Annotated in this window: 13 protein-coding genes and 1 pseudogene; 4 read left to right on the top strand and 10 right to left on the bottom strand. The window is 53.4% G+C overall.

From position 1 onward, the window contains the following. From ACTH3S_RS13115 to ACTH3S_RS13085, 7 genes and pseudogenes are all read right to left on the bottom strand, one after another. Positions 1-290 (bottom strand): annotated as a pseudogene (locus ACTH3S_RS13115) (flagellar basal-body MS-ring/collar protein FliF); the annotation flags it as partial. 15 nt (positions 291-305) lie between these two features. Further along, on the bottom strand, positions 306-674 hold the full coding sequence (gene fliE / locus ACTH3S_RS13110) for a flagellar hook-basal body complex protein FliE (RefSeq protein ID WP_441809457.1): 369 nt from the start codon (positions 672-674) through the stop codon (positions 306-308). 417 nt (positions 675-1,091) lie between these two features. Then, positions 1,092-2,576, bottom strand: coding sequence for a sigma-54-dependent transcriptional regulator (locus ACTH3S_RS13105; RefSeq protein WP_441809456.1), 1,485 nt, complete (start codon positions 2,574-2,576; stop codon positions 1,092-1,094). Between the two features lie 12 nt (positions 2,577-2,588). Then, positions 2,589-3,827, bottom strand: a complete 1,239-nt coding sequence (locus tag ACTH3S_RS13100) for a sensor histidine kinase (protein WP_441809455.1) — start codon at positions 3,825-3,827, stop codon at positions 2,589-2,591. A gap of 352 nt (positions 3,828-4,179) precedes the next feature. Continuing rightward, entirely contained in the window at positions 4,180-5,631 is a 1,452-nt protein-coding gene (locus ACTH3S_RS13095; RefSeq protein WP_441809454.1) for a sigma-54 dependent transcriptional regulator, read from the bottom strand. Positions 5,632-5,701: 70 nt separating this feature from the next. Continuing rightward, the gene (locus ACTH3S_RS13090) at positions 5,702-6,055 is read right to left on the bottom strand and encodes an SOS cell division inhibitor (RefSeq protein ID WP_441809453.1); all 354 of its coding nucleotides are present in this window, start codon (positions 6,053-6,055) and stop codon (positions 5,702-5,704) included. Positions 6,056-6,144: 89 nt separating this feature from the next. Then, a complete protein-coding gene (locus tag ACTH3S_RS13085; protein ID WP_441809452.1) occupies positions 6,145-7,503 on the bottom strand; it encodes a DUF1329 domain-containing protein in 1,359 nt (452 codons plus the stop codon). A gap of 191 nt (positions 7,504-7,694) precedes the next feature. Here ACTH3S_RS13085 and ACTH3S_RS13080 point away from each other — a divergent pair, with 191 nt between their 5' ends. After that, a complete protein-coding gene (locus ACTH3S_RS13080) occupies positions 7,695-7,955 on the top strand; it encodes a hypothetical protein (protein WP_441809451.1) in 261 nt (86 codons plus the stop codon). A gap of 9 nt (positions 7,956-7,964) precedes the next feature. Here ACTH3S_RS13080 and ACTH3S_RS13075 read toward each other — a convergent pair whose 3' ends face one another. Together ACTH3S_RS13075 and lexA are read right to left on the bottom strand one after the other, a co-directional pair. After that, positions 7,965-8,456 (bottom strand): cell division inhibitor SulA, encoded by a 492-nt coding sequence (locus ACTH3S_RS13075; RefSeq protein WP_441809450.1) that lies wholly within the window; start codon positions 8,454-8,456, stop codon positions 7,965-7,967. 43 nt (positions 8,457-8,499) lie between these two features. Beyond that, positions 8,500-9,108 carry a transcriptional repressor LexA gene (gene lexA, locus ACTH3S_RS13070; RefSeq protein ID WP_441809449.1) on the bottom strand — a complete coding sequence of 203 codons (609 nt, stop codon included), beginning with the start codon at positions 9,106-9,108 and terminating at the stop codon, positions 8,500-8,502. 230 nt (positions 9,109-9,338) lie between these two features. On the opposite strand from lexA, the gene ACTH3S_RS13065 reads away from it, so the two are divergent. The 3 genes from ACTH3S_RS13065 to ACTH3S_RS13055 are packed head-to-tail and all read left to right on the top strand — an operon-like array spanning position 9,339 to position 11,782. Beyond that, positions 9,339-10,340: an amidoligase family protein gene (locus ACTH3S_RS13065; RefSeq protein ID WP_441809448.1), complete on the top strand. Its 1,002-nt coding sequence runs from the start codon at positions 9,339-9,341 to the stop codon at positions 10,338-10,340. Next, positions 10,333-11,064 (top strand): gamma-glutamyl-gamma-aminobutyrate hydrolase family protein, encoded by a 732-nt coding sequence (locus ACTH3S_RS13060; protein WP_441809447.1) that lies wholly within the window; start codon positions 10,333-10,335, stop codon positions 11,062-11,064. Before ACTH3S_RS13065 ends, ACTH3S_RS13060 begins: the two co-directional genes overlap by 8 nt. Positions 11,065-11,095: 31 nt before the next feature. Beyond that, entirely contained in the window at positions 11,096-11,782 is a 687-nt protein-coding gene (locus ACTH3S_RS13055) for an SIMPL domain-containing protein (RefSeq protein WP_441809446.1), read from the top strand. A gap of 2 nt (positions 11,783-11,784) precedes the next feature. On the opposite strand, the gene ACTH3S_RS13050 is transcribed toward ACTH3S_RS13055, so the two are convergent. Next, positions 11,785-13,569, bottom strand: a 1,785-nt coding sequence (locus ACTH3S_RS13050; protein ID WP_441809445.1) for a translocation/assembly module TamB domain-containing protein, incomplete at its 5' end; no start/stop codon positions are given.

The following is a 13,569-nucleotide window of genomic DNA, read 5'->3' as shown; positions in this document are numbered from 1 at the left end:
GTGCGCGTATCCATCTTGTAATCAATGCCGTTGCTTTCAAGAATGGTGGTCACATCCTGCGGGTTGTACGCCGACAAATCTCCTACCACTGGCTGGTAATTAGGCTCTTGGGCCCAGAGTACAACCGCCACTCCCAACGCCACGCTGGCAGCAAGGCCCACCATCAGGCCAACCTGACGTAGAAGGTTCAGTCGGTTAAATCCCAGAAACAGGTCGCTATTGCTCTCGGAGCTATCGCCACCCTGAGCGACAGGCATGTTTGAGGTGGTTTCTGCGGGAACGCTGGCCATGTCTGTGCTCCGTTATCAGATTGGCATATTCATGATGTCTTCGTACGCCCTGACCACGCGGTTACGCACCTGGGTTAGAGCTTCGAAGGACACAGAAGATTTCTGGGCAGCAATCATCACGCGGGTAATATCCACATTGGGGTCGCCCATATCGTACGCCGTGCGCAGGTCGCTGGCATTTTGCTGAACGTCGTTCACATTATTAACGGCGTTGCTTAGCATATCACCGAAGTTTGATGCCTCTCTGGGCTGGTCAACCTGGCGCGGCCCATCGATACGGCCACGCACTGACTGATCCTGATCAATGCGCTGATTCTGATTCATTTGCGAGCGCAATGAACGAATATCGGAAAGAACGCTGTTGATGTCGGCACGCTGAACCATAACCTTCTCCTGACACCACCTCGGCATGGGTGGTCTTGCTGTCCTAACAGTATTAATTAAGACTAAGCAATGTTTAGGCCACAATCATTTAATCATTAATTAACAGAAAGTTAGGATGCAGTTCCACATATTAAAAATCACTGCTGACGGAGTTTTGACGAAGTGCCGCGAAAACATGCTGTGTGAGTGAAAACGCTGAAAACCCACCTAAAATCAGCGCTTAGGGCAAACATACAGTTACCCACAATACCTGTGGATAAGATTGTTAACACGACAAGGACAGGTGTCTTACAACACCATGAAATGGGGCCTGCTGGAAATTGGCGTTAAATTGACCAGACTACATTTCAGGCAGAAAAATACCCATAAAAAAGCACCCATAAGGGTGCCGAATGAAGGGGCGCTAAAAAAAAAGGCTTATGCCATGGCCAGCTCTGCATCCAGATCAATTCCGGCGTCGCGCATCTGAGCTAATTTATACCTCAGCGTTCTCGGGCTGATGCCCAGCTGCTCTGCCGCCTTATTGCGACGCCCGCGCTCACTCCTGAGCGCTTGGATAATAATCCGGAACTCCTGCTGGCGTAGATCATCTCCGAGAGATCCGACTTCAACCGATACGGGGCCTGGGTGATTTGCTTCAGAGAGGCCCGAATCAGAGCCTGGCGCAGTAGATTCCTCAGCATACCTGGGATGCACTTCTTCAGCCGGCTCAGTCGCAAAAGGCGATGTTATCGGTGCCACGGCAGCCCTGTTGCCATCAAAACGGCCTGTGGCGCCAAGATCAAGGCAAAGATCTTCAGCGTGAATCACATTACCCTGGTGCAATACCAACGATCGCTGGATCGCGTTATCCAGCTCCCGCACGTTGCCGGGCCAGCTGTGCTTCATAAGCGCATTGCGGGCATCGGTGGCAAAACTGATACCTGTAAGCTTCATCTTGCGGCAGTGCTTCTTCAGCAGCGAAGTGGCCATCGGCAAAATGTCCAGCGGGCGTTCACGCAGTGGCTGCCAGTGCATGGGAAATACGCTCAGCCGATAGTACAGATCTTCCCGGAACCGTCCTTCCCGCACGAAGTCCGCCAGATCCCGGTTGGTCGTGGCAATCACACGAACATCCAATGAGATGGTTTTACGACCACCTACCCGCTCCACTTCCCGTTCTTGCAGAACCCGGAGCAGCTTGGACTGAAGCGCCGGATCCATTTCTGAAACTTCGTCCAGCAGAATCGTTCCGCCATTGGCCTGCTCAAACTTACCAGGCGCAGATGCCACTGCACCTGTAAAAGCGCCTTTCTCGTGGCCAAACAGAATCGCCTCGAGCATATTCTCTGGTATGGCCGCACAATTAATGGCTACAAATGGCTGATCCGCACGTGGCGATTGCTGGTGAATGTATCGGGATAGCACTTCTTTGCCCGTACCACTTTCCCCAGAAATCATCACCGTCGAATCGCTGCCAGCCACTTTAGCTGCCAACTGGAAAATACGTTTACTCACCGGATCCTCAGCCACTGGCTCATCGCCGGCTTTCTGACGACTGCCACCTACCACCTTGGTCACAGCATCAACAAGCACTTTCGGCTCGAACGGTTTAACCAAATAGTCCACCGCACCGGATTGCATTGCGGACACCGCATGGTTGATCTGCCCGTATGCGGTAATCAGCATCATCGGCAAGCCCGGGTACAACCGTTGCACCTCTCCCAACAACTCATGGCCGGAAAGCCCGGGCATATTCACATCGCTGACCACCATATCCACCGGCGACTCGGCCAAACGCAGTAGTGCCTCGTGGGCATTTGCAGCCTCACGCACGCGAAATTTCGCCAGCTCCAACGTGGTTACCAGCGCATCCCGCAGGTCGCGGTCATCTTCAACAATCAGAATCTGGGCTTTGGCCATGGTTGCCTCCGATCAGCCTTTGTCACGCAATAGCGGCAGACGCAGAGTTGCAACGGCGCCACCCTGCTCCGGCGATTCAATGAAAAACTGCCCTTGATGAGCCTTCACAACAGCCTGCACAACCGCCAGGCCAAGCCCTGTGCCATGGGACTTAGTAGTGTAGAAAGCCTCCGCCAACCGGTTTGCTTCTGTCTTGGCAAACCCTGGGCCGTTGTCCATAACGCGGATCAGCATCTCACCCGTTTTCGACGTCACCTGAACAGCAACGGTAGTCGCACCCGCTTCAAGACTGTTATTCACCAAATTAGTACAGGCTCCGACCAGCGCATCCCGGTTACACATCAACAGGCAATCCGCGGGCACATCATTCTTCAACATCACATCTGACCCGACTGCAGGCGTGAGCCCATCCAGTGCGGACTCCAGAGCCGAAACCAACGTTTCGGCAGAAAGTTCCTCTGCCAAACGAGTTTCGCCCCGTGCAAAAATCAACATGTCCCGCACCTGCTGCTCCAGATGCGTAAGCCGAGACATCAACCGAGAGGCGCAACGCTGGCGCATCTCCTCATCCAAATCGTCCTGGGTTAAATGGCCACCGTAAAGAATAGCCGCAGACAAAGGCGTACGAATCTGATGCGCAAGAGAGGCCACCATTTTGCCCATAGCAGAAAGCCGCTGAGCATGAGCTAGCTGTGATTGCAGGTGACGGGTTTCTGTCAGATCGGTAAGCAGAATCAACTGCCCTGGCTGGTTGTCCATAGTGCGGATCTCAATGCTCACCCGGCGCCCATCTTTCAAAGACACCTCATGACCATCGTCCTGACGCGGCGAGAAGCAGCGGCGAATCACATCCACCCAACGCTCACCACCCAACGGTTCACCCAGCAACGCAATAGCTGCAGGGTTAGTTTGAGACACCACACCCTGGCTATCCAAAACCACCACCCCAGCCGGCAGAGCCTTCAACAAAGTAGAAAGCCGATCGGCCAACTGCTCCTTCTGCTCCAGCTCCTGCTGCCGCTGCAGCGACTCGTGGCTCAACTCGCCAGACAACTGATTAACCCGCGACTCCAGCGTGCGATAAGAATCGGTAATCTGCCGCGACATCTGGTTAAACATATCCAGCGCAGAATCCACCGCCTCATCGCCCTGCTGCGGAAACAACGCCCTAACCTTATCGTTAGCATCCGCCGCCGCATTAGCCTGGGCCTCATGCTCCGCCGATTGAATGACAAACTGTGCCTGACTCATAACCTGACTCCCGATTAGCCCACAACAACGGGCCGCACCCCTAGGATGATTCGTTTACAAGTCACTAAGCCAGCTCCGTGCCAACTAAGAATTTTCTATACATATCAAAGAATAAGAAAGCCCACCCAATAGTGACTGACGGTTTTACGTCGCCCAAAACCAAAAAAACGCCAAAGGCCGCAAACCTTTGACGTCTTGTTGTCACTAAATAAATGATGGCTATCCCAAAAGTTTCTGCGCGGGTGTGGGGTAGTCTTTTTCAAAATGTGTCGCTTGCCTGAGCAAAGCGAGTTGTGCGACGCTTTTTGAAAAAGACTACCCTGCGACCGTGCCAGCACCATAGCCTAAACGATCAGGACTCCTCAGACTCCTCCTCCCGTAGCCCATACTTGCGAACCTTCTCCACCAAAGTCGTCCGCCGAATCCGAAGCTTCTCCGCCGCCCGAGCAACTACCCCCCCTGCCTCATCCAAAGCCTGCTGAATCAGCTGCTTCTCAAGGTTGGACAAATAATCCTTCAGATCAATACCATTCACCGGCAACAAAGCCGGAGCATCCAAACCCACCAATCCCGGAATACCAGAAGGCATACCCGAATCTTCAACCGGCCGGTTCTCATCAAAATCGTCCACATACCGAAACTTCTTCGGCAACTCCTGCACCCCAATAACCGAGTAAGGATGCATAATCGCCAGCCGCTCCACCAGATTCGCCAATTCGCGAACGTTATCCGGCCAGTCGTGCCGACACAAACTCATGATCGCCGCCGAATTCATCCGTAAAGAGCCGCGTTTTTCCTTCTCCATACGAGAAATCAGCTCATTGATCAGCAACGGAATGTCCTCTACCCGATCCCGCAACGACGGCACTTCAATGGGGAAAACATTCAGCCGGTAATACAAATCTTCCCGGAACTCACCCGATTCAATCATATCCTCGAGGTGCTTGTGAGTGGCAGCAATAATACGAACATTCGCAGAAACTGTCCGGTTACTGCCTACCCGTTCAAACGTACGCTCCTGCAAAACCCGCAGGATCTTTACCTGCATGCTCAGCGGCATATCGCCGATTTCATCCAGAAACAGCGTACCGCCCTCGGCCAACTCAAAACGCCCCACCCGGGCCGTAATCGCTCCGGTAAATGCGCCTTTTTCATGACCGAAGAGCTCACTCTCCAACAACTCTGCAGGTATGGCACCGCAGTTCACGGGCACAAACGGTTTTTCACGGCGTGACGAGTGATAGTGAAGGTTTCGCGCAACCACTTCTTTACCAGTTCCAGACGGCCCTGTGATTAGAACACTCACATCCTTATCTGCAACCTGCTCCATAAGCTGGCGCACATGCTGAACTTTACGACTGGTACCAACTAGACTGCGGAACAACTGCAGGCTTCGCTGCTGGCCACGCTCTTTAGAGCGAAGAAACTGATCCACGTATATCTGCGCACGATAAAGCGAATCAACAAACTTGGTGTAATTCAAAGGCCATTCCATACGGGCAATAACGCGGGCCGCATCCGCCTCCGCCAAGCCTTTTAGTGCAGGGTCGCCCACCATCAAAAGTGCCACCCCCTTGACAGCGTTGCACACCTTTTCAATTGTACTAACGATACCCGGTTCTTCGCCGTTTACTACGACGACAGAAATATTCGCCAGCGCCTCCTTATCTCCAGATTCGAGGAGCGCCAAAGCTTCATCGCCAGCAACAACCTGTTCCTCGCCAATGAATTCCAGAATCGTCGCCATATCCTGGCGCCTTAATTCGTCCTCACTCAGCACCAGAACCTTGTTATTTTTAGACATTCACAAGAATCTCTTTAAGGATTTGTGCGGTATTTAAGACTGTAAAAGCAATAGAGTCAATTTTATGGCGCTATTTAGGGCGGCTTGTTGAAATGTTCTGGTATGCCTTAGCGGCATTGCTATTCCGGCTCACTCCTTTAAGGGCCAGTTCCGCTTCCGCCTTGGCCCGGGTAGCCCCTTCGCCAGCTGCGTCCATAAACTGACGCAACTCTTCAAGGCGCGTGCGCACCAGCTCGGAATCCACCTGACCAGCCGCCAATGCGGTCATCAAAGGCTCTACCGCAGATTCCACTTGGGTATTGAGACTAACCAAAGCGTCCCAGTCCTGATCCGCCAGAGCGCGACCAAGATCTGCCATGAGCTGATCGAAGTTATCCAAGCGGGTTTGAAGCTCAGGCAGGGGACTGTTTTGAGGGTCGGTCACCACGTTTTCTCCTTGCAGTAAGGGATAAGGAACGTACGACCTAAACAGGCAACCGGAGAACACCGGTCGCCTGTACTATTGCGCTAGACTCAGCGGCGAGCCGCACGTCTCGCAGAGGAAGCCGTAAACTCGTTGCCACGAAACCCTGGGTTAAAATCGTAGGCTGGGTAGTTGTTATCCAAGCCATCAATGTAATAACGCTTCGCTTTGATGTCGTAAGTCATCTCCATGGTAGTCCAGAACACCGGCTCTTGGTAATAGCTAATGTTATGGGCTTCAGAAACCCGCCACAGGTCTCCGGCATCGTTATACTCTTCCGATATCAGGATCTGCCAGCTGTCTTCATCCACGTAGAAAACACGTCGGTCGTAGATGTGCTTGATGCCCGTGCGACGGGTTGCTTCAACCACCCACACCCGGTGCAGCTCGTAGCGTGCCAGCTTCTGGTTAATGTGGCCCGCACGGATGACGTCATCCGGTCGAACCGACTCATCGTGTAGCTTGTATGCATTGTAGGGAACAAACAGTTCACGCTTACCCTTCAACTCCCAGTCGTACTGGTTCGGCGCGCCGTTATACATGTCTTTCTGGTCTACCGAACGCAGAGATGAGGAGTTGGGCAGATCCGTCTCGTAGGCAAGGTTCGGTGACCGTCTCAAGCGCCGAGAGCCTGCATCATAGCGCCATGCCAATCGAGGCGAACGGATCTGATCAAGGGTTTCGTGTACAAGGGTGATTGTACCGGCCAGTGTAGAAGGCGAGATGGTGTCGGTTTTGAGGTAGAAAATCTTGTTGTCGATATCAGCAAGCTCTGCATTCTTCTTGCTGTAAGCGAGATAGTAGTCGTAATGGTTAACCACCGGATTGTAGGAGCCATCTACCTGCGGCGTAGCTGAGGCGCTGCGGAATGACACCTCTTTACCACGATAACGCAGAATGTGATTCCACATCACCTCCAACCCGCTTTTGGGGATGGGGAACGGGCTGGTCATAATGGTGTCACGTACGCCATTACCATTGTCCAGAACCTCTGCGCTCAGAGCGTTATCATAGGACTTGTCGTACACATACTCTGGAAACGCAGCGGTGCGGCGAGTCTTGTAAACCGGAATGAAGTAATCCGGGCCGTACTGGCTGAGCATCCGGCGCGAGCCCTCAGAGAGCTTGTCTTTATAAAGATGCATATTGTCCGCGGTGATCACGAACAAGGCTTTGTCTTCAGGAAATGGATCTACTTCAATTTGACCTTCACGCCAGTTGGCTGGTGGTTCAGACAATCCGCCGGTCCACTCCGGAATAGTGCCGGAAGCATTGGCTCCCCGCTCGGCACCAATAGGCGTTAGATCTTGTTTCAGCCGTTCGGCTTCAGATACCGATACTGCTGAAAACGCCTGTCCGGAAAGCCCGAACAAAAGCACTGCAAACCATGCGACAAATTGACTCCGCATTCCTTACTCCTTCAGACAATCCAAAAACCCATAAACGCAGGGTGATTCTCGCTAACTTCAAACACCTGTTTCAAGCGAATGTTTGTATTTTATTGTCACTTGAGACCAAGACTGAAGGGGTAAAGAAATCGGCGCTCGAAAATGATATGATGGTCGATTAATTCAGGCGCCTAATTAAAAGGTTTATTGAAATGTCACCATCGTTTTTCGAGATTGTACAATTGAGCAACGGCGATTATGCCCTGCGTCGCGCTGACGACGACGGCGCGCCACTGGTCAAGATTTCATTTTCGAATGAAGCGCGCGAAATGATGGAAGACCGGGATATGTCTGTGGCGAAGGCAATGATTGCCGCCGGAATAGAAGCCGCTGGAAATATTACTCACGATATTGACTGGGATGACGACGAGCTGGACATTTCAGACGCTCAGCCCGCCTACACACTTCACTAAAAGCACTGTTTAGCGCTGCCTGAGTACTACCCCGTGGCTGTTACCTTCAGCAGCCGCTTTTTGTAGGGAGTCGAAAGCTGCCCTACCCAGTTTGCCGGTCCACATAACCACTGCGTGACAGGTACCCGCACTCAGAGCGATCTCGGCAAGCTGACGAGCCGGATATTCTGCGGTGGAGCGCAAAACCAAAAGCTCTCCGGTGACAATGCCGTGCATCTTCTGCCACTTGCTAACCAGCGCCTGGGGCGGATCTATCCAGGCCAACCAACGCTTTTCCTGATTGAGCTGGGTCAGCATAGGCAGCAATAGCTGAAAGTTCTCCACCTGCCCTTCAGGCAGAATGATCTCGGTAACGTTGCCAGCCGGAGCCGTGTTGGTAACTTCCGGCTTATGCCGAGCTCGAATGACAGTGCGCTGTTTCCGGGCTGAATACTCCGGCACCGGGCAAGGCAATACACCTTGCTGCCACGCCACGTTCTGATTGAAGCTAAGTTGTTCCATAAATCACCCGTTTTTCAATGCGTCTGTGGTTATACCAGCCCGATCAGTGCAGATCAGAACGTCGGATAACACCCACACCCAACCCTTCAATGAACAATTCCTGCTCTTTCAGATCAACCTCTATCGGCGCGAACTCTTCGTTTTCAGCGATCAGATAAACCTTCGAGCCATCTTTTCGAAAGCGTTTCACCGTAACTTCATCCCCCACTCTGGCCACAACCACCTGGCCGTTATGAACGTCTTGAGTGCTGTGCACCGCAAGCAGATCACCATCGAGAATGCCAATGTTCTTCATGCTCATCCCCCTGACACGGAGCAGGTAATCGGCGGAAGGCGAAAAGAATTCAGGTTTCAGCGCGCAATGATCTTCAACATGTTCCTCTGCCAAGATCGGGCTGCCCGCCGCCACCTGACCAACAATTGGCAGCCCCGGGTCTTCAGCCACTTCTGGCAAGCGAATACCACGACTGGCACCCGGTACCATTTCAATTGCACCCTTGCGTGCCAGTGCCCGCAGGTGTTCTTCAGCGGCATTAGCCGAACGGAAACCCATTTCCGAGGCGATCTCTGCGCGGGTAGGTGGATAGCCGGTTTCATCGATAGAATGGCGAATTATTTCCAGTACCTGTGTCTGTCGTGCTGTCAGCTTCATTGTTTCGCTACTCCGCTTTCTGTACGCAAGGGCTTATACATGCTGGGCCTGATATCTGATGGCGTATACAGTGAGCCAACCATCCTGTCTTTTTATACAGTGATTCGACTATATACAGTGTTTTATCCAGTGTAAAGCCAAGCGGCCTATTTTCTTGCAAGCCCTTAATAACCGCCACTTCGGTAGTGTGATATGGTGAAAAGATCTTACATTCATCACCAGTGAGCCTTATGAGCCAAGCTATATCCTGTAAAATGCCAGACATACTAAACACCATTGACGGGAACGAACGCCGGGTGGGCGTGGAAATCGAATTGTCCGGCCTTGGTTACCAGCAACTTGTGAGCCTGGCTGAAGAGCTGCTAGAAGGAAAAGCAACGCTAGAATCCCGTTATGTGAGCAAGCTTGAAACCCCTCAAGGCTGCTTTGTTATTGAACTCGACTCAGATCCGATTAAGGATCTGGATCTAGCCGACGAACGCTTTCCCCAATCCCTTCGTGAACTCGGCGGGCAGGCTATGGAGGTTATTGACGCGACGGCTGAGCGAATTGTGCCGCTGGAAATTGTCAGCCCGCCCATGCCGATTTCTAAGCTGAGTCAGATTGAAACGTTGGTCGACAAGCTCAGAAAAGCCGGTGCTCTTGGCAGTAGAGAGGCTATCTATTTCGCATTCGGCTTGCAGCTGAACCCCGAGCTACCCGATCTTAAGCCATCGACACTAGTCCGCTACTTTCAAGCATTTGCGGTGCTTTACGACTGGCTAAAAGCACGCCATCAGCTGGATATCAGCAGAAAGTTCACGCCCTATATAGAACCTTGGAGCAGTCGCTACACTGATTTGTTGATCGCGGACGACTACGCACCGGATCAGCAACAGGTGATGGTGGATTACCTGGAATCCAACCCCACCCGTAACCGCGCGCTGGATCTGCTGCCGTTGTTTGCCCACTTGGACAAACCTCTTCTCGACCAGTACGTGGACGATCCTCGGATCAAAAGCCGGCCTACGCTGCATTACCGACTGCCAGACTGCGACATTGATAATCCCGAGTGGCACTTCTCGAGCGTGTGGAATGACTGGGTAGTGGTAGAGCAGCTCGCAAATCATGCTGAGGATCTGGCGGAACTTCGCGCGTTATTCCGAGACAGCCGGAAGATCAACTTGCGCAACCTGACCCGAAACTGGCAGGAAACTTCAGAAAACTGGCTGCAAAGCAAAGGCTATGTCTGAACAGCACTACCCTGAAGACAGCCCCCCTGGCCTAACAATTGGCATTAGCGGCCCCACTCGAAAGCGTATTGCTCAACGCTTGATAGGTTTGGGGCTAAGGCTAAAAGGCGCACACACCTATTACATCCGCCCCGGCGCCCGGGTGGACGTATCACTTCTGGATGGCTTGGTGCTTTCCGGGGGCACTCATGTCCATCCCGAGCGTTATGGCCAGGAACCTCAGGTCAGCGCCCGTTATGACCGAGCGCGGGATACAACCGATCAGTTGTTGCTGGAGCAAGCAGAGGCAGTCGGGATTCCCGTATTGGGGATTTGCAGGGGCGCGCAGTTCATCAACATATTCCACGGCGGCTCCCTGTGCCAAAACGTAACTCCCTTAAGGGTAAATACCCGGCACCGTCCGCTCTTGCTGCCCATGCAAACCGTTCGCCTTGTAGCCACAAGCCGGCTCGGGCAGCTTATGGGAGCACCGGTTATCGGTGCCAACCGAATACACAGCCAAGCAATCAAACAGTTGGGCAAACACCTTAAGGTAGTGGCAGTAGATAACGATCTGTTTGTACAAGCCATCGAAAGCACTCAGGGCCAATGGCTAATGGGGCTTCAATGGCACCCTGAATACCTGCTTTACCATGGTGGACACCGACGTATCTTCGGCCAGTTCCTACAGGCTGCGCTCTCTTTCAAACTGGCTCGACTGGAACCTGAAACCAGTGGGACCTGATCTTACACCTGACTCTGCGGAGGAACACAACATGCCTCGACACAACCCGAAAACCCGTATTCTGTATGCGTTACCGCTACTTGTTCCAGGCTTGGTAATGGCTGGTGAAGTTACCCTCACTGGCGAGGGCACTGTTCGCTATGAGCCAGACAGCGCACGCTTGAAATTTACCGCCAGCGCGGAACACGAGCTGCCACGTAAAGCCACTGAGCAGGTGTCGTCTATGATGGAGCAATGGCGAGAGGGCATCAGCGACTACTTGCCGCAGCTACAGGAATATTCCGACGCTTCCGTTAACTTGTATAGCCGAACCCTGCCCTCGGAGAATCGGGACAAAGAGCCGCAAAAAAGAGCCGTTGCCTCGCAGACTATCAGCTTCAGCATTTCAGACCTGTCGCTGCTAAACCCTGTTCTGCAACAGGCTCAAGCACTCGGGCTTAACTACAATCTGGGCCCTCACCAGTTTTTCCACTCTGACGAAACTCAGCTGGAACAGGAAGCGCTTGCACTGGCACTTGCCGATGCAAAGTCTCGTTGTGAGTTTGTTGCAAAACAGATGGATCAGAGCTGTGGAGATGTGGTCTCGATCAACATCAACGGTGGTCACCGCCCCATGCCAATGATGATGTCCGCTGAAGCAAGAGGAGCCGACTCAATCTCCAGCGTCGGAGAACGGGAAATCAGCGCTTCAGTGAACGCAACGTTCGAACTGGACTGAGCTCAGAAATCCCGGGTATAGAAGATATCCAGAGAAGCTGCCAGCCCACTGGCAGCTTCCAGATAAAAATATTTTCCCAGGTCGTAACGCAGCGCAACGGTGCTGATGGGCTCAAAAATTCCGACGCCATAGCGAATGCTGAGATCATCGCTCAGATAGCCGCTGGCCACAACCGATGTATCATCCCCGCTACCCTCAGCCTCCAGCGTTAAATCGCGAATACCAAATCCTTCCCCGATTTTACCGGTAACCTTGTTCACCTGAGTCAGCCCCAGCGAGATGGCAGCCTTGCTCATCTGACCGTCATCGCTCTGCCCTCTGGGCGCTCGCCCAAGAATCACGTACGACAATGCATCCGACTGCGGCATATCCGGGCTGGAGAACACCTCTGTGGTGGGTGACTGAACGGGACCACTCAAGCGCAGCCCAGCCACAACCGCATCCACCTTGCGCACAGCCTCTATGTCCAGGTATGGCTCCACCAAGCTGCCAACAAACAGTATTCTTGCGCGTCGCAGTTCCAACTCCTGGCCATAGGCTTCAAACTCGCCATTCACCAATTGCAGCGTGCCCCGGGTATCCATATCGTTACCAATCCGCAGAGAGCCCTCCAGATCGCCCGTTACACCAAACGCGGCAAAGCTGACCCGGTCATCGCCTACAACAACGGTGACATCCATATCCAGAGACTGGATCAATGGCTCTTCGGGCTCCACTCCCACAATCACTTCATCGTCGGATACCGAAACCGCCTGTTCCGGTAGTCCTTCTATTATTATCTCCCCTCGGGGCACCTCAATTCGGCCACTTACGCCTAGAGCGCCATCGCGGAATGCAATGGTAAGATCCGGCGCCACTTCCAGTCGGGCAAAGGGCTCTATACTGATGGGTAGCCTATCCCCGGTGATACGAACCTCACCGCCAGGCGCGCCCTGCCAATCGACCTCACCCTCTATAAGCGCCTCACTGCGGTCATTACTGGCGATCCGGCCACGGATATCTGCCGAGTAGCCATCAAGTTCCACGCTGACACCTACTTCCTCCATCGGCAAAGGCAGCCGAGGATCCACCACGCGGCCGTTGGTCAACGCAATTTTTCCCTGTACTGCCGGCTTCATCAACGGTCCGGAGATCGTACCCTCACCGTTCACTTCTCCGGCCACCTCTTCAAGCCCGGTAAACAGTCCAGCCAGCGCAATATCAAGGCCATCCAGTTTGAACTGCCCCTCAACCGTGCGCTCTTCGGCCATCGGATCTAACGCCATGTCCACCGCGAGCTGGCCAAGCTCCGGGCCCGACAATCGCACAGCCAGGTTCGCCTCACCGGGGGCAAGATCCAGATCCGTCGTCAGGGTGTCGTAACTCAAAGTTTCCCACTCACCATCAAGCAACAACTCAAATCTACCCTCACCGGCATCCACCGCTATCCGGCCGTCTGGGCCATTATCCGTGAGCGTGAAATTAACCTTGCCATTTATGCTCGAATACCAGCGTAGCGCTTCGGGTAGTACCGGGCCCAACGCTTCGGCTGGAAAATTGTCTATGCGGTAGGCAATGCGGGGCACAGGCAGCAGAACCTGATCGTCTGCACACACCGAACTTTGCCGCCAGTTCCAGCAATGAGCTGCAAGACTGAGCTCACCGCTGGTCGCATACGCCAGTTCGGCTGGAGATTCCAGCACCCAGTCCTGATCCTGCCCGGGCACATCAATAACGCCTCGGGCAAGCTCACCTTGCCAGCTTGCCCAGGCTTCACCCGCGCCCCCTTGAAACTCTAACTCCAGGCC

Origin of the sequence: Marinobacter sp. (assembly GCF_052094685.1) — a bacterium.
In the GTDB taxonomy this organism is placed as follows: domain Bacteria; phylum Pseudomonadota; class Gammaproteobacteria; order Pseudomonadales; family Oleiphilaceae; genus Marinobacter.
Note: the sequence above shows the minus strand (reverse complement) of the source record. Positions and strands in the feature narration are given on the sequence as shown.